This window comes from Okeania sp. SIO3I5, from assembly GCF_010672085.1.
GTDB lineage: Bacteria > Cyanobacteriota > Cyanobacteriia > Cyanobacteriales > Microcoleaceae > Trichodesmium.
In genome coordinates, this window is record NZ_JAAHHT010000096.1 from 1 (window position 1) to 17713 (window position 17713).

At 35.7% G+C, this 17713-nt stretch carries 17 protein-coding genes; 6 read left to right on the plus strand and 11 right to left on the minus strand.

All coding sequences use genetic code 11. The annotated features are described in order from the left end of the window. The 8 genes from F6K40_RS20815 to F6K40_RS20845 form a co-directional block, all read right to left on the minus strand. A partial coding sequence (locus tag F6K40_RS20815) for a helix-turn-helix domain-containing protein (protein ID WP_483143773.1) occupies nt 1–835 on the minus strand: 835 nt, incomplete at its 3' end. Nucleotides 836–932: 97 nt separating this feature from the next. Then, entirely contained in the window at nt 933–1190 is a 258-nt protein-coding gene (locus F6K40_RS20820) for a recombinase family protein (protein WP_293139039.1), read from the minus strand. A 186-nt stretch (nt 1191–1376) separates the two neighbouring features. Further along, nucleotides 1377–1622 (minus strand): hypothetical protein, encoded by a 246-nt coding sequence (locus tag F6K40_RS41400; RefSeq protein WP_375340584.1) that lies wholly within the window; start codon nt 1620–1622, stop codon nt 1377–1379. After that, entirely contained in the window at nt 1612–1812 is a 201-nt protein-coding gene (locus F6K40_RS20825; protein WP_293139017.1) for a hypothetical protein, read from the minus strand. The genes F6K40_RS41400 and F6K40_RS20825 overlap by 11 nt, the downstream gene beginning before the upstream one ends. A gap of 64 nt (nt 1813–1876) precedes the next feature. Further along, complete coding sequence (locus F6K40_RS20830; protein ID WP_293139018.1) at nt 1877–2122, minus strand: hypothetical protein; 246 nt, start codon at nt 2120–2122, stop codon at nt 1877–1879. 175 nt (nt 2123–2297) lie between these two features. Beyond that, complete coding sequence (locus F6K40_RS20835; RefSeq protein WP_293139019.1) at nt 2298–2813, minus strand: IS110 family transposase; 516 nt, start codon at nt 2811–2813, stop codon at nt 2298–2300. Between the two features lie 245 nt (nt 2814–3058). After that, a complete protein-coding gene (locus F6K40_RS20840; protein WP_293139020.1) occupies nt 3059–3298 on the minus strand; it encodes a hypothetical protein in 240 nt (79 codons plus the stop codon). 161 nt (nt 3299–3459) lie between these two features. Then, the gene (locus F6K40_RS20845; RefSeq protein WP_293139021.1) at nt 3460–3660 is read right to left on the minus strand and encodes a hypothetical protein; all 201 of its coding nucleotides are present in this window, start codon (nt 3658–3660) and stop codon (nt 3460–3462) included. Nucleotides 3661–3798: 138 nt separating this feature from the next. Here F6K40_RS20845 and F6K40_RS20850 point away from each other — a divergent pair, with 138 nt between their 5' ends. The 5 genes from F6K40_RS20850 (at nt 3799) to F6K40_RS20870 (ending at nt 7281) form a co-directional block, all read left to right on the plus strand. Then, a complete protein-coding gene (locus F6K40_RS20850) occupies nt 3799–4041 on the plus strand; it encodes a hypothetical protein (RefSeq protein ID WP_293139022.1) in 243 nt (80 codons plus the stop codon). Nucleotides 4042–4453: 412 nt separating this feature from the next. Next, nucleotides 4454–4621, plus strand: coding sequence for a hypothetical protein (locus F6K40_RS20855; protein ID WP_293139023.1), 168 nt, complete (start codon nt 4454–4456; stop codon nt 4619–4621). Nucleotides 4622–4854: 233 nt separating this feature from the next. Further along, nucleotides 4855–5265, plus strand: a complete 411-nt coding sequence (locus tag F6K40_RS20860; protein WP_293139024.1) for a hypothetical protein — start codon at nt 4855–4857, stop codon at nt 5263–5265. Between the two features lie 168 nt (nt 5266–5433). Further along, the gene (locus tag F6K40_RS20865) at nt 5434–5676 is read left to right on the plus strand and encodes a hypothetical protein (RefSeq protein ID WP_293139025.1); all 243 of its coding nucleotides are present in this window, start codon (nt 5434–5436) and stop codon (nt 5674–5676) included. Nucleotides 5677–6723: 1047 nt separating this feature from the next. Then, nucleotides 6724–7281 carry a YHS domain-containing (seleno)protein gene (locus F6K40_RS20870; RefSeq protein WP_293139026.1) on the plus strand — a complete coding sequence of 186 codons (558 nt, stop codon included), beginning with the start codon at nt 6724–6726 and terminating at the stop codon, nt 7279–7281. Nucleotides 7282–9883: 2602 nt separating this feature from the next. Here the strand turns inward: F6K40_RS20870 and gntT are convergent. From gntT to F6K40_RS20885, 3 genes are all read right to left on the minus strand, one after another. Further along, nucleotides 9884–11212, minus strand: coding sequence for a guanitoxin biosynthesis MATE family efflux transporter GntT (gene gntT / locus F6K40_RS20875; RefSeq protein ID WP_293139027.1), 1329 nt, complete (start codon nt 11210–11212; stop codon nt 9884–9886). A 1672-nt stretch (nt 11213–12884) separates the two neighbouring features. Further along, a complete protein-coding gene (locus F6K40_RS20880) occupies nt 12885–13904 on the minus strand; it encodes an ABC transporter permease (RefSeq protein WP_293139028.1) in 1020 nt (339 codons plus the stop codon). 175 nt (nt 13905–14079) lie between these two features. After that, nucleotides 14080–14592: an adenine phosphoribosyltransferase gene (locus F6K40_RS20885; protein WP_293139029.1), complete on the minus strand. Its 513-nt coding sequence runs from the start codon at nt 14590–14592 to the stop codon at nt 14080–14082. Nucleotides 14593–15086: 494 nt separating this feature from the next. Here F6K40_RS20885 and F6K40_RS20890 point away from each other — a divergent pair, with 494 nt between their 5' ends. After that, nucleotides 15087–15692: a DUF3038 domain-containing protein gene (locus F6K40_RS20890; protein ID WP_293139030.1), complete on the plus strand. Its 606-nt coding sequence runs from the start codon at nt 15087–15089 to the stop codon at nt 15690–15692. Nucleotides 15693–17713 lie beyond the last annotated feature (2021 nt).

Sequence of the window (17713 nt, forward strand, 5' to 3'; positions counted from 1 at the left end):
GAGATACTTCAAAAGTAGGAAGCAAAATTACATCAAAGTTTTTAACTAAAAATAAAGCTGTTTTGTGGTGCAATTCATCTACTAGGTTTCTAATTTTTAACCTTAGTCGATTAGCTGCTTTTTTCATGCGTTGTTTGGTTTTAGATTTAGCTTTGGTTAGCCTGGAAATCAAATCATCCAAATGATAACAGAGTCGCTGGATTCTTCCGATATCACCAGAACCTATCCAACCAAAACTATTTTCAGAGAATAAGGTTAAAAAGTTTCTGACGCCAGGATCTAAAGCCACAATCCGGTTTTGATTTTCAACTGGATATTTTGTTATCTTCACTGGCAAACAAAGATAACATTGTCCTCGCTCCACAACTAGCCTACAATCTCCAAAATCTTCTGGTAGTAATTCAGAAAATTTAATTTCTCCTAACTTGGTGTAATAAACACCCTTGGCGGAAACTGCTGATTTAGGAATATAGCTTGATTGTATTGGATTCTTTCTAGATTTAAACTTGACTTGTTGAAATACGCCCGTCTGAGAATATTTAATTTTTGCTTCTTTGACTGAATTACAAGCATCACGAACAGCAATAGATTTAATCTGATAAGGAACAGGTTTAGCCCATTCTGGAAGATTCCTTAAAATCTCTCCTTTAATTGCTTTCCAGTTAGCTTTGGTATCAGGTTGCTGAAGATATTCAACAGTGCGGTTATAAGTAAATCTAGCAACACCTATCCATTGTCTAAGTAGTTGTCTTTGTTCGCGGTTGAGGTAAATCCGAATCTTCTTTGATTTTTGAAAAGCACTTTCTAAGTCCGTGGACTCTACAGGAGAACACATGGATGATTGAGAGAATATCGGCGACCATTTCTGATTCTGGGTTGTGTACAGTTTGCCCTTGAACCACGATTTCTCGACCGTTTTGTTCGACCAAATACTATATAAGTTCAAATCCAAATCTCGTGAGTCTGTCCCTACAGGCAACAATAATTTGGAGCTGATCTCCTTGCAAGATTCTGTCCAATATGGCTCTAAGACCTTTTCTTTTAAAGTTAAGTCCGCTACCGATGTCTTTGATGACTTCAGCTCCTGGGTACTGGTTTGGCATGAACTCAACAAGTCTATTGAGGTCGTCTCTTTGTTTTGCTGATGAGACTCGGCAGTAGCAAACAGTGGAAGCTCTAGCTGCACCCATGATGTAGGACTTTGTGTCAGACAATATTGGCCCTGCTTCGTTTTTGATGATTTTGATTTTGCCCTCATCGACCTATTTCCCTGTCGGTATTTGGATGTAAGCCAAGTATTTCTACTGCTTTTCTAAGGGTCACATAACTCATATAGTTTTTGTGAACTTAAACTTATATGAGTATATATAAGCAAATCAAAAACTGTTTGTCAACCCTCCATAATAACCAAGTTCTATAAAAGAAAAACCTGCCTGAACTAGAGCACGAAAAATACGCCTAATTGAAGACTCATCCCATTGAAAGTTGACGGCAAAGCTTCCATCCCGCAATGTAACATCCAAAAGTTTCGGATTGGGAAACAGAGTATTATGGTTTATTTGAGGACGAAAAATTTCTGGGATTATTACTTTACTAAAAAAAATTACAAAATTAATCAACACAACTAGATTTTAACAAAGGAAATAATCTTCTCAAAGCAAAGGCCACAGTCCGAGAATGGACTAAGTTAGTAAACTTTCCAGTTTGTTCTTTTTCTTGGCCTTTTGACTGACTATTTAACTTGGCCTGATATTCCTCAAACTTGGCCTGTACTTCGAGGCCAACTCGTGAAATTAATCTTTTCTTGGCCACAGTTATGCGACTCCAGTTATAAAGTTCTGTTTTGGCTGCTTAAGAACCACTACTGCTAAAACTTTCAACTTGACCACTTGACCTTTCCTCTTGACCAAAACCGGCGCCGACGTTTAAAAGCACCTTCTGATTCAAATCGAGACAAAGGATAGCATCGAACGAGCAGCATAGCTCTGACCATCAACCCAAAACCAAACAAATCAAAAACTTGATTGAACTTTTGATACTCCAGGCGATCGTAAACCAAACTTGACAAATTCCCTCTTAACAATGCCTCCTGAATATGATTGTCACAGATTTGCGACGCCAAATAACGGGTATGAGGCGTAATAATTTTTCCATATTTCAGACCAACGGAATTTTCAAAGAGGCGATCGTACTTTTTCTTACCTCTATCTGTGTAACGTTCCCTTTGTGCTATCCTTGCAAATAATGGTGATCAACCATCAATGCCGGGAGGGGATTCCCAAAAAGCAGCTTCAGGCTTAGGAAATAGCGAGTTTAGCCCTCACCCGATTAGTAGTAGCAGTATTATTAGCCTTAAGTCCTTTAAGATCAAGATAAATTTCATTAATTTCAGCAATAGCACCAGACTTAAACCGAAGAAAAGCAGTCTCCTTTTCCCAATTTCTCAAAGGGTAATTTGCCAGAGCTAATGCATCGGCCTGGTCATTTTTATCAGGGAGGCGTTCAGACTTCCTGAGATACTTAACCTCTGGATGACCTACCCATCTTACCGACACCCCATGAGACTCAGCAATAGTAGCCCAAAGCTCAGAATAATTTCTCCCCCTCGGCTCCAAGGCAAGACAATCAGCATCTTCAATAAACTCAACAAAATCTTTTACACTGGCAGCATTCAAATAGAAAGTCAAGGGATCGGAACGCTTCACCCGTTTATTACTTTTAAAATGCGCACGAAGATCCAAGGGTAGCTCTGATAGCTCCCAACCAACCAGGGAATTCTTACAAACATCCCCACCAATTATTCTGTTTGCCATGGCGATTTTATTTTTTTTAAATAAAAAATTCCAGAATTCACAATTCGCCTGAAAGCTCTCGTGTGAGAACTCAAATTACTCTCAAAACTCTGGAATCAAAAACCCAGGAAGCTGGCTCATAATAACTAAAAAGCCCGAAGACTCACATTACTTTCAAAGCCAATACTTCCTAGGATATTACGGGCGTACCCGCGACTGCTATCAATTACTGATAGCAGTTTCTACGCTTGCCCGTTAGCGCCTCATCAGGCGGTCAATGACTCTGACAAAATCAGTCCATAAGTGTCAGACAGAAAATGAAACTCTAATGACAAGGCATTACAAATCAGACGACACCTTCTCTCTTTGATGCCAAGAGTATCAGATATCTCCTGAAAAGTGCTGTACCGATTTGTACTCAGATACTCAAGTATCTGAATAGCCTCTTTAATTTCGCGACGCAGCAGAGACCGAGCTGCGTAGGAGTAACGTCCTGACAGTGACATATATGTTCTGATGTCGGACGCATTCTCTTTGATTGAAGATTCAAATTTAGTTTCACTCATGTGATTTGAAGTAATGTTGAAAGTCAACAGTAAGCGCTAGAACTTACTGTTAACAGTTATTTGAAATTAGCTTAATCAGTTGGTTAAGCAAGAATTGACAACTACTTGCTATCATGCAAGCAACTGTAGCTAGGCTTGTAAGCACCTAGTATAGTTTTCCCCATTTTGAGAACAAAGCATTTACCAACTTTTTCTAAATCAATGAAGGCATCACTCAAGTGACGACCGACTCTATCTCTAGTAACACGTTGAACTGGTTCAGGATTAACTCCAGAGCCATCCCCAAACAGGTAAGATTGCAAGCGCTAAAAGGGTCGAATCTATTGTCCGTTTGGGAACGATCTGGAACTTCTATTTGTTCAATTATTTCCATACAATGATTGCCTCCAGGAGAAATTAATATGACAATGAAAAGGTCTAACTTTAACTGACACGGAATCATGTTAGTAAAGAGTCTTGAAGATGGGTGTATATATCAAGAAGTCTTCTTTGGTGCAGCAATTTGTGTATCTCATGGCAACTGGAATTATTATGATAATTATCAACGAATGGAACTAGAAACGTCAAAGATGTTTAAAAAGAAATTTTCAGATTATTTCAACCAACTGGGATATGATGAAGCTGAAGAAATTCCTCAAGAGCAACCTTATGAGGAACCCGACCCTGATGGAATACCTTTTTAGAGCAAATAGGTTAAGTCAGCACTAATATTTAAATAGTTTTCATCCCTCCGGCTTCGATAAATTAGTCGGAGAACCATCAATAAAAAGTCAACTAAAGTTATTATATACAAGTTAGAAAAAACCTTGATTTACCCTTAATAAAAACTTTAAAAAACAGCAAAAATTGAAAAAATCTAAATATCCATTCAGTTTTTATGTTAACAATATTAACAGATATATTATCAGAAACTTTCCTGAAAAATATCTAGCAGTAAAAACAGCAAAATTAATGTTTAGCTTTGGGTCAAAAAGATAGAATATAAAATTAATAAACCTTCAGGATTTAGCGTTCAACATTCAATTTAAAAAATGTAGACTCAAACCCTATGAATAATGCTATTACACCAATAAGCACGGGTGGTGGTGCTGAGGAATGGTTGAGAGAGTGTGGGAGGTGTGGGAGGTGTGGGAAGTGTGGGAGGTGTGGGAAGTGTGGGAAGAAATTACAAAACTTATGTATCTTCACCATTCCTCAGCAGGACTACCTAAGCACGAACCATCAAACCCAAGACAACACAGCTCAATAAGAAAATTAATGTAGAAGTTCAATAATGGATAATGGATAATGGATAATTACCTCTCCCTAAAAGGGAGAGGATTGACCAAGAAGGAAAAAATTTATTTCTCTTGGTCGATTGGATATGGCGAGGAGACCCGCTCTTGCAGAGCCGCTCCGCTAACGCCATCCCTCGACCGCTTTTTCCCCTTTCAAGGGGAGGCTTTAAACCTGAATTATCTAATTATTTAATTGTTTAATTGTTTCGGTAAGAAATAATGTCACAAACAGCAATTATAACCACTGGTGTTGATGCCAATAAATTATGGAGTACATTTGAACGAGAAGGAAAAGGCGCTATAAAATGGCTTAAGAAAAAAGCTGCAGGAGTAGTATCTTGGATAGGGGAACAAATAAATTATCTGAAAACAATAACGCCTGCTAATATCGTCGGTGGCGCTAAAGCACTTGGAAAAAATTTGTCTAAAGGTAACTGGAATTTTTTTAGAAATTTTAGAAATTGGATGACAGATGCACCATTTGTAGGTAAAGCAGCGGGAGTGTCTGCTGTAGTTGGTGGTGTAATTATCTCAGTTGTGGGTGGCGCTAAAGCGAGTTTAGGATCTGCTGCTAAGGGAGCTACAGGATTTGCTGGTAAGTTTGTCAGTATAGCGCTACGCGTTGCGTGAATAGGGAATAGGGAATAGGGAATAGGGAATAGGAAATAGTAAACTGTCAAAGGGTTTCAAGATGTATAAATGTCAAATGCCTTAATGGGTAGCACTATAAAATCGCCACAACTAAACTAGGGAAATTTTTGTCAGGAGTTGGTATAACCCTAGGATTAACTCAAGCTAATGATGTTTGATAAAATTATAGGATTTTCAACTTTATTGAAAGTCAGTTTGTTATTAATTGCTGGGATATTTTTGATTTTTGAACCTAGAAAAAAAAGCTTGAGACCTTTAGGATTTTTGTTGTTTTCTGTGGGGAGTAGTTTTTTAATTGAAGATGTTGAGTCTTTAAATATTATTAGTTCTAACAAGATTTTTAGTTTAAATTTTGATTATATTGATGCAAGTATTGTCAAAAACTGTTGATCCCTAGGAGATAATTTTGCTGTAGTTGTCTGGCTTTTTGTTGTGTTTATACCAGAAATTAAAATCAGGATCTTAATACAAGATAGGTAATAAAATGTTTCTTTTGGTAGAGACTGTTGCTAATGTTCAATTTGAAAATGAAATTATTCAGCTTGGAGCTTTAGTTTGTAGCTTGCTAACAAATATATCTTGATCTGTAATTCATTTAGTAGGGCAACAGAGAGGGGAGAGTTTTTCTTGGGTTGTTGTCAAAGTAGAAGATGGTAAAGTTCAAGAACAGAAGTTAGCAAAATGTGTGAGTCTTTTGAAGAGAATTCAAGTCATTTGTGAAGCCACTGAAAATAGCAGTCAGATTTTTTCTCCATCTGCTGATCAAACAGAGATGATTAGTTATTACCAAAAAATAATTAACCAAATACAGAATCATACGAAAAAGGCTTTACAGGATGAGGATGATAATTTGAAATTGGGACTTGACTAATGTCAAACTTAGTTTTTCAAGCTCTGGCGATAGTTTCAATTATCCATAACTCTGATTGGTATAGGACTTACGCATAAACCCTATTAGTAGGGTGTGTTAGCGCTATCAGAATGTACCAAGACTCTATATATAGTGCCTTTGCGTAAGTCCTGTGGTAATTAATCAATTATATTGGTCCTGGGAAATGGTTGAGTTATTTTTGCGATCGCGTCACTCTCAGTTGGCCATAACTTTCTAGGTTACTATTCTTAACTTCCTACTAGGGAATTGTTTGAGATATTCACTATATTGAGGACTTTTTTACTACGATAGCTCAGAGTTGACAATATTGGACGGATATATTACGGTGTTTTACAAAAGGTATAACAGTGCATAAGGTATAACAGTGCATAGGGGTAGGGAATAGGTAAGGATATTGTCTGGAACGTCCCTACGGTACAGTAGCAAGTAGTGAAAGGCGTATTATGAAAAGAATTTCAGGAATTTTTCACCGTTTGCTCAGTTGACTGGCTTAAGTTAAAGATGTCGATCCTACAATCCCAAAATCTTTTTGAGAAAAAGTTAAGATGAAACGTCGATATTTTGTCCTGTCTTCAGTTAGTTTCGGGTTGGTTATGGGGTGTGCTTCCCTACAAGCGAAAGATTCCCCTCAGTCATCAGTGGAACTATCCACCGATTCTGTACCGCCTGCTGCCGTATCGTCCAACAAGGTTGATGAATCTCAAATCGCCAATGTTACAGAGCCGATTTTTGCGGAAAACGGAGTTGCAATTCGAGGAACTGACCCAGTTGCGTATTTTCAAGTAAGTCAACCCGTCCAAGGAAATCAACAATTTACTCACAACTGGATGGGTGTAAACTGGTGGTTTTCCAGTGCCAAAAATCGCGACTTGTTTGCAGCTTCCCCAGAACAATATGCTCCCCAGTATGGCGGTTTCTGTGCTTTTGCGGTTGCCAATGGATACACAGCCCCTATCGTTCCAGAAGCCTGGAGCATTGTCGAAGGGAAGCTATATCTCAATTTTAGTTTAAGGATTCGTGATCGATGGGAACGCGATATTCCAGGCAATATTGCCCGCGCCAATAAAAACTGGCCTGCTGCCGCCGCCAACTTTCGGGGGTGAGGGGGTTTTCATTACAGTGCTTTTCAGTTGAGTAGACCACAAAACTGTTGTAGGAGTAATGAGTAATGAGTAAGGAGTAATGAGTAATGAGTAAGGAGTCAATATGATTGTGGTTTATTCATATGAAAACCGCTGTAATGGATAATTACGTCTCCCTTTTAGGGAGAGGATTAACCAAGAAGGAAAAGATTTATTGCTCTTTGATTTAGCTCTGAATTTGTTTGATAATTTTCTGATGTGATGACCAAGACCTTTAAATGCCTATTGATTTCGCTACTCTGAGATAGCTTTTTTGGAGGAGGATCTAAATTAAAATCACTTTTTGTAAAAGCTAGAGAATAATTCCCTATCTATGTCATTGCAGCATCTAGATTAAATGACGCATTGTAGTAAGGAGGGTGGGCACTGCCCACCCTCAACGCTACTTCAAGGAACGGTTAGAGACGATCTCGCTACTGAGCAGACCGCAGCTTATACGGGAAATCTCGGTCAAACTTATCAGGATTTATATACCCTACTCCTGATGCATTATTTTCAATGTGATAAAATTGGCACGAGTGATCAAAGCCTCTCGGGGATTTTGTGGGCGCTCGCTCAACAGACACGCCACAATACTTCTTCGTCCAACATCCATACCGAGGATACGCATGATCACGACTTACGCAAATACACTATATATAGTGTCTACTGATTTAGGCGATTACTTAAAAAAGTATAGGGATATAGCTGCCGCTAGACTCCGCCTTTTCCTGACGGAATGCTACGCTTTCCATGTTGCGCAGCGAAACGCCTGAATCAAAAAATCATTATAACTTATATAGAGACACGCTAATATAGTTGATTTTCACCCATTGTAAATGTTACTAATTGTCAATAAAATCAACGCAAATACTCCCGCTTATTATTTATATAATAATATTATGCTTAAGAGCGAGCTAACCATATGAATTTTAACTATATTGATTATTGTCAGTATTTACTTAATTCTCATACAAATTATACCATGACAAACTGAGCAAATCCAGACTGAAAATGTGAGCCATGATACAATAAATAGTGATTTAAAAATATAAAACTTTGATCATCAGGAATTAGGTTGAAATATTCAAGAAGAAATTGTAACTTAGACATTTATGTTATTTAATATTTGATGATACAGTTCTCAAAAAAGAACATAGTAGTACAATTGAGTTTGTTAGACGACAATGAGCGTGGAAATGAACATAAAGTAGTTAGTGGTATAGGGGTAGTGAATTGTATATATTTCAATCCAAAAATTGAGCAATTTTGGCTCATAGATTATCAGATTTATGACCCCATGTTATTGATCAAATTTAAAGAATAACTAATTGCATCCTGTTTTGTCTTGCTTTTCTCCCCCATTCCTCTTTCTGTCAATATATATTGACAGGAAGATGAAACAAGTATAGCGTTTCTCAAATTGGTGAGATACAGTTTTATATCCCCCCTGCCCCCCTTAAAAAGCTATGCTTTATAAACATTTTTCTTAACATAAAACTTGACAACATAGACAAGTTATGTTTTAGTCTTGAATCGGCTTTTTCAGGAGAAAAGTGTATTGAAAAACACACTTTTTTATGAATGTAGACAGAATTCTTCCTCCCCCTCCTCCCCACCCTCCCCATCCTCCCCACCCTCCCACAAGGGTTTCAAGAGTTCCTTATAAGGGATAGCTTAAGAAGGGGGGGCAGGGGGGGATCTAAAACTGTATCTTACCAATTTGAGAAACGCTATAACTTTTTTTTAGGTAATCCTAAATATTTCAACAATTAATAATTAGCTCTTCTTTTTAAGAATAAGATTGGTTAGAAGGAATTTTTTTCTCGTTGAAAAAAGAGGCTTTTAACCTTGATTTTTCGGTAATGAGGTAAATTTACGATCCCCCTAAATCCCCCTTAAAAAGGGGGACTTTGAAGCATCCCCCCTTCTTAAGGGGGGCAGGGGGGGATCTAAAACTGTATCTTACCAATTTGAGAAACGCTATAACTTTTTTTTAGGTAGTCCTAAATATTTCAACAATTAATAATTAATAATTACCTGTTCTTTTTAATAATAAGATTGATTAGAAGGAATTTTTTTCTCGTTGAAAAAAGAGGCTTTTAACCTTTATTTTTCGGTAAGGATATTAGTTGATATTTAATTTTCAGAAGGTAGACTAGAAAAATCATTACTTGTTAGCACTATTTTTGAAAATTCAAAATTTGTAAACAGTCAGCTAGTCTCTTAGAGAGGAACTTTGTTATAAGCAAATAATTAATAATTCCTTCTTAAGGTTAAGAAACTTACTGTAGCAGTAACTTTTAATTCTCTCTCAATTTCTCAATTACTTTTACCGAAAAATTTTGGTTTAAAGCCTCCCCTTTTAAGAGGATAATAAATCAAAATTTTCCTTCGAGTCAATCCTCTTCTTTTCAAGGAGAGTTAACGAAGTCAGAAGTCAGAAGTCAGAAGTTGACGCATATAACGGGGATTTATGCCCCGCTCCAAAAACATTTCGCCTTAAAAGTCCTTGCTCTAAACCCAATTATTTTGGTAATTATTAATTATTAGTTATTCATTATTAATTATTCATTATTCATTATTAATTGTTGAATATAGTTGAATGCTTATCAAAAGTTTTAGGCAATTGAGTCCCTAGCATTATAGCTCTTGAAGTTATAAATATTGACAAAGATAACCACAAAATATGATTATTGTGATAATACCATGCCAACACAGCTACAGGTAAAAATCCTACTAAAGCTGCACTGATAGAAACATTTCTAATAATTTTTCCTTCTGATAAACCAATAAAATAACCATCTAACATAAAAGCAATTGCTGAACTCAGAAGAATAATCAGCAACCAACTAACATGATGTATTATTTCTTGTATAATCTCCTGATGGTCTGTTAATAAACCAAACAAAGTCTCAGGAAATAACACGCAACTTAAAGCAAATATAAATCCTATTACTAAACTTGTACCTACAGAAATTCTAACCAGAGGAACTAACTGTTCGTTTGCTTCTTTACCTTTAAAATTACCACTAAGAGTTTCCGTTGCAAACCCTACTCCTTCAAAAAAGAATACTGTGAGATAGAATATTTGAAATATCAAAGCATTTTCAGCCAAAGTTACTGTTCCCATTGTAGCACTCAGACCAGTAAAGATAGCAAATGTAGACATGATGGCTAAGGTTCTAATAAATATATCGCCATTAAGAGTCAAGGTTTCTTTGTAACCAGATAAATTTATTAGTTGTGGTAAAATTGTTCGTAGCTGTTGCCAGGGTAAAGAAATACAGACAAAAATTAATCCTGTTAATAAGGTCAAGTATTGGCTAACTGCTGCGGAGATACCTGCCCCTCTACTATCCCAACCCAAACGAACTATGAGAAAATAGTCTAGTAAAATATTTGTCAGGTTGCCTACCATAGACATCCAAAATACTTTACCACTTTCTTCCTTTCCTAATAGCCAACCAATAAGGACAAAATTGACTAATACTGCAGGCGCTCCCCAAATACGAGCATTATAGTAAGCAATACTAGAGACTTTGACGTCTGCCGTTGCATTTACAATAGCTAATCCTAGTTCTCGCACTGGATATTGTAGAATCAGGATGAGTAAACCTATAGCTAGAGCAGTAATGCCATTCCTGAAGCCTACTAATAGCATTGCTTCTGTGTCGTTTTGTCCTACTGCTTGGGCCGTAACTCCGGTTGTTCCCATCCGCAAGAAACCTAAACCTCGGTAAAGATAGTTAAATAAAATGGTGGCCAGAGTAACTCCTGCTAAATGGCGGATATCTGCTAGATGACCCAAAAAACCTACACTGATTAAACCCGCTAAGGGCACCATAATATTTGAAAGAATGTTAACAACGGCTAATTTGTAGAAACGAAGTAGAAAGTTATTTTGATTCATCTAAAAATTAATAGATATTTCCAATAAGAAAAAATTAAATTGGCATTGCTGAATAATTGTATGATTTTTAGTAGTCAGTAGTCGTAGGGGCGAATGGCCATTCGCCAGAACAGTAGTCAGTAGTTAGTAGTCAAAATAGCTTTTTTCTTTACTATTAATCTTACTCCGATACGAATTTAATACCTAATTTCAGCAATGCTAAAAATCAAATCAATTATTACATAAATTATTCATTAGTAGTCAGTAGTCAGTAGTAACGCACAGCTTTTTTCCTTACTATTAATCTTACTCCGATCCGAATTTAATACCTAATTTCAGCAATGCTAAAAATCAAATCAATTATTACATAAATTATTCATTAGTAGTCAGTAGTCAGTAGTAACGCACAGCTTTTTTCCTTACTATTAATCTTACTCCGATCCGAATTTAATACCTAATTTCAGCAATGCTAAAAATCAAATCAATTATTACATAAATTATTCATTAGTAGTCAGTAGTCAGTAGTAACGCACAGCTTTTTTCTTTACTATCAATCTTACTCCGATCCGAATTTAATACCTAATTTCAGCAATGCCAAAAATCAAATCAATTATTACATAAATTATTCAGATGAATCTGCACCAACCCTAACAATTTAATATACTTTTTCCATAAGTCAGGGAATAGGGAATAGGTATGGAGGGAATAGAGGGATTAAATTGTTGATTTCATATCTGGCAATTGATTTAATTAAAATTTTTACAAGAGGTCTAATGTACACTCATTAGACTTCATAAAATAGCTGACAAGCTAACTCGGATAAGTCATTTCAGTTATTAGTTATTAGTTATTAATTATTAGTACCTCCAAGTGAAGCATTGGGATTGAAATAAGGAAATTGATTTTCTCAAGGAGAAATTGGATATGGTTAGTTCAACAATGAATAATTAACAATTATTCCGACGGCTTTTTCATATTCTTAAAAGGGGAGACTTTAGACCTTATTTTTTGGTAAAAAAGTATTTTTCGATGAAAAATTACAGCGCTTTTTAGGATAGTGAGGTACAGTTGAAAACTAATCTCTATTTCATATTTATTAAAGTGATAAAACTATCTACCTTACTAACTCCAAAACTGCTTTCAATAATGGATAATGGATCATGGATAATGGATAATGGATAATTACCTCTCCCTAAAAGGGAGAGGATTGACTAAAAAGAAAAAAATTATTTTTTTCCCCTTTCAAGGGGAGGCTTTAAACCTGAATTATCTAATTATTTAATTGTTTAATTGTTTAATTGTTTAGGTAAATTTCAAGCGAGCTTTCCTCGTTATCCCATCCTACTGAATGCTCCACAAACGAACGCTTTTTTCTCCTTGAAAGGAGAGACTTTAAACCTTAATTTTTCGGTAAAAATAAAGTAGTTTTTACTTGCCAAAAACTGCTTCTATTTCTAAGAAAGTTCTGACTGTTTTTACAGCGATTTTCATTTCAGTAGACCACAGTAGGGACGTTCCATGGAACGTCCCTACTAGGTTTTACTGGTGAATATGTGGTTCATCAATCTGAAAAGCGCTGTAAGAGACATTGGAAACTTAGACAAAAAGCAAATGCGTCTGTGTAGGTAAATCACTAACTAAGCTATATTTATCTATAGACTTATCTACTTTCCTTTTTCCTTCTTCAATTCTTTCATTTCAGATTTTCTAATTGAATTCGAGGATCTACAGCTTTTAACAGTAAATCAGCCAACAAATTACCAATAATTAACATTAAAGCACCCATCATTAAACTTGCCATAACTAAATATAAATCCTGGTTTCTTACTGCTTCTAAAATCAGAGTTCCTAACCCAGGCCAGTTAAAGAAATATTCAGCAATAAACGAACCACTTAATAATGAAGCAAATTCAAATCCCAATAAAGTTACTAAAGGATTAATGGCATTTCTCAAGGCATGAACATAAATAACTCGATTCTCAGGAAGACCTTTAGCTCTCGCTGTTTGAATATAATTTTGTCGCAAAACATCCAATAATTGCCCCCGCATTAATCTCTGTAAACCAGCAAAACTGGTAATACTTAAAGCAATTGTCGGTAAAATCATGTGCCAACCCATATCTAAAACCTTACCCACAAAAGAGAACTCATCATAGTCGATACTTTGCATTCCTCCAACAGGTAATAAAGGAGAAAGATTTTGAGCTAAAAATAATAAAGATAGAGCAGTAATAAAACTAGGAAAACCTTGACCAGTGTAACTAATTAATTGGAGAAAACGGTCTAAAAAACGGTTTTGATTAACTCCAGCAATAATCCCTAAAGGAATAGCGATCGCCCAGGTCATTATTAAGGAAGAAATAGATAAAACTAAAGTAGCTGGTATTCTCTCCCATAATAAATCTGCCACTGGTTGTTGAAAGACAAAACTTCTACCAAAATTTCCACTGGTAATAATTCTGCCTAACCAACGTAAATATTGTTCTAAAGGAGACTTATCTAACCCAAATTGTTGCTTAAGTTGTTGAATAGTTTCTTGGGAAATTTGGGGATTTTGACTTAAAGTATCTAAATAACTACCTGGAGCTAATTGAATTACAGCAAAACAAAGAGCAGAAGCTAGAAATAAAGTCAAAATTGCTTGTAATAATCTCTTCAATACATAAGCAAAAGTATCGCTGGCAATTAATTGTTTTAGCTTGTTATACTTCAATTTTCTATCCACCAATTAAGTTAACTATATCCTAATAAATATGTAACATTTTATTCTAAAAATTTGGTCTCCAAACCCAAAGGAAAATGGGATTTGAAGAACAAATCCCTACACCTTTTTTCAGCAAACCCTAATTATCAATTATTAATTATTAATTATTAATTATTAATTATTTCTAGTATTCAATCAAACTAATAATTGGCACTTTTGGCAAATTTTGACGCCCACCTAAATCTTTTAACTCAATCACAAAACCAAACCCTACTAAATTACAACTTGCTTTTTCAATTAATTGAGCTGTAGCTCCGGCAGTACCACCTGTCGCCAACAAATCGTCAATTACTAAAACTCGACTATTTGGTGGCATTGCATCTTGGTGCATCTCTAGACTATCTTGGCCATACTCTAAATCATAAGTAACTGAGTAAACTTTTGCGGGTAGCTTTCCTGGTTTGCGGACTGGTATAAAGCCTACATTCAATTGATAAGCTAAAGGCACACCAAAAATAAACCCCCGGGATTCCATGCCCACTATATAATCTGGTTCAAATTCTGAGCATTTTTCTGTCAAAATGTCAAGAGTGTAACGTAAACCATCTGGGTTGCTCAGAAGGGTAGTAATATCTCGGAATAAAATTCCCGATTTAGGAAAATCTGGGATTTCGCGGATTAAATTTTTTAGTTCCATTATGGTTTAAGTCAAAAAGTCAAAATTTCTCAAAATCTGATAAATTAATTGTAATTGCTCAATATTGCTTAATACTAAATTGTCATGTTATATTTAGGCATTTAGCTATAAGCAATCAGCTCTCAGCTTTTGAATGAATAAATAAGCTGCTAAGGTGATATAAATAGCTTTTATTAATATTTTTAATTCTATACTTAATCTCTCAATACTAATTCCTCCTGTAAAGACAATGTATTTAATAACTCATGGCTAATAGCTGACGACTGAATCCTTACTATTATATAATCATTAGAAACTAACCTCTTAATATTGAATCATTAAAAAAATTTCTCAACCCAGGAAATAAATCTCTTTTGATAAAAATTATTCTAAATCAACTTGTAATTAGACTAATTAGCTGTTCTTATTTAAAATTTTTTGAACATAGTTGTTTGACTTTCTTGATATTTTGATCAAAATAGTGTAACGAAGTATAGAGTGTTGCTGTAAAAGTAATGGAATTAAAAACTTCTCCCAGTCCATCTAAACCATTGATATTGAATAATTTACCAGATATGCCTCTCCCTGATGGTGGGTGTCCCCGAAGAACTAAGACGCAAATAGATTTTATGCTCTTGGCAATTGAAGCTTTGCAACTTGGAGGTGCTGAAGTGATGCTGAAGGTTGTCAAAGACTTGGAACTACAAGAAATTATTCCTAACCGGGTTTCTTTGTGGCGACTGCGTAGTACAAATCCTCTACGTCAAAATAGTCAACGCCGTCCCTTGACATTGAACGAAGCGAAGGCCCTAGTAATTATTGCTGGTCACTTGGCCAAACGTTTGACTGTCCCAATTCGGAAACTTTTGTTTGACTATCAGCAGTTAAGTCAAAAACAGTTACCAATAGAAAGTCATTTACAATTATCTTTTTATTTGGAACAGTTTAGAGTACATTTTCGCAGTCGTATGAACTCTAGGCGTTCTGGTGTAATGGCCTACAATTCGGATGAAAAGTTAAATCAATTAGGGTTAGAGTTATTGGGTAAGTTGCTATTTTGTACTGGTACGACCGGTATCCAGCGGTTTTGGGTTAGTTTGTTTGATGGAGAGGTTATCTAAGCTTTGCTCAAAAAGTCTTATGGGTGAGGGTAGGGGTTAGAGGTCATATTGTTTCACGGAGGTCAGGCATTCAAAATTCGCGATCGCTATTGAAACTATATTATTTTTAGTTGAATAAAAAGTCAGGCGTATAGGCGAACAGCCCCTTATAGTTTTTATGATATCACAAAAATTGTGAGGATGGAACCGAAAAATTATTTGACGCGCCGATTTTTTAGGAGCTTTAGAAAATGAAAATGTTGGTGGTTTTCACCCTAGGAGGGATAAATGGAAAGATTTGATCGGGGAAAAACAAGATTTATGGGAAGCTGCACAAGATGAGAAGATTTTGGGTATTGCTCCTAGGAAAAATTCCTGAGTATTTGATAGCCTCTGAGTAAGAAAATTTGATTGAATAAAAAGTCATGTGTATGGGCGAGTAAACCCTTATAGTTTTTATGATATCACAAAAATTGTGAGGATGGAACCGAAAATCCTTCGACGCGCCGATTTTTTTCGGGAGCTTCAGGAAATGAAAATGTTGGTGATTTTCCATTGAGGAGAGAGGGATGGAAAAATTTGATGAGGGAAAGACAAGCGTTTATGGGGAGCTACAGATGATAAAAAAGATTTCCTGAATATTGAAAAGTCTCTGAGCCAGGAAATTTGATTGAATAAAAAGTCATGTGTATGGGCGAGTAAACCCTTATAGTTTTTATGATATCACAAAAATTGTGAGGATGGAACCGAAAATTCTTTGACGCGCCGATTTTTTTTCAGGAGCTTTAGAAAATGAAAATGTTGGTGGTTTTCCATTAAGGAGGGATAGATAGATGGAAAAATTTGATGAGAAAAAACAAGCGTTTATGGGAAGTTACAAAAGATAAGAAGATTTCCTGAATATTTGATTCTCTTTGAGCTAGGAAATTTAATTGAACAAAAAGTCAAGCGTATAGGCAAGTAACCCCTTCTAGTTTTTATGATATCACAAAAATTCTGAGGATAAAACCGAAAATCCTTTGACGCGCCGATTTTTTTCGGGAAGCTTTAGAGAATGAAAATGTTGGTGGTTTTCACCCTAGGAGGGATAAATGGAAATATTTGATCGGGGAAAAACAAGGATTTATGGGGCGCTGCACAAGATGAGAAGATTTTGCGTATTGCTCCTAGTAAAAATTCCTGAATATTCGATTGTTTGTCAGTTAGGAAATTTGATTGAATAAAAAGTCATGCGTATGGGCGAGTGAACCCTTATAGTTTTTATGATATCACAAAAATTGTCAGGATGGAACCGAAAATTCTTTGACGCGCCGATTTTTTTCGGGAGCTTTAGAAAATGAAAATGTTGGTGGTTTTCCATTAAGGAGGGATAGATAGATGGAAAAATTTGATGAGAAAAAACAAGCGTTTATGGGAAGTTACACAAGATAAGAAGATTTCCTGAATATTTGATTCTCTTTGAGCTAGGAAATTTAATTGAATAAAAAGTCATGCGTATAGGCAAGTAACCCCTTCTAGTTTTTATGATATCACAAAAATTCTGAGGATAAAACCGAAAATCCTTTGACGCGCCGATTTTTTTCGGGAAGCTTTAGAGAATGAAAATGTTGGTGGTTTTCACCCTAGGAGGGATAAATGGAAATATTTGATCGGGGAAAAACAAGGATTTATGGGGCGCTGCACAAGATGAGAAGATTTTGCGTATTGCTCCTAGTAAAAATTCCTGAATATTCGATTGTTTGTCAGTTAGGAAATTTGATTGAATAAAAAGTCATGCGTATGGGCGAGTGAACCCTTATAGTTTTTATGATATCACAAAAATTGTCAGGATGGAACCGAAAATTCTTTGACGCGCCGATTTTTTTCGGGAGCTTTAGAAAATGAAAATGTTGGTGGTTTTCCATTAAGGAGGGATAGATAGATGGAAAAATTTGATGAGAAAAAACAAGCGTTTATGGGAAGTTACACAAGATAAGAAGATTTCCTGAATATTTGATTCTCTTTGAGCTAGGAAATTTAATTGAATAAAAAGTCATGCGTAT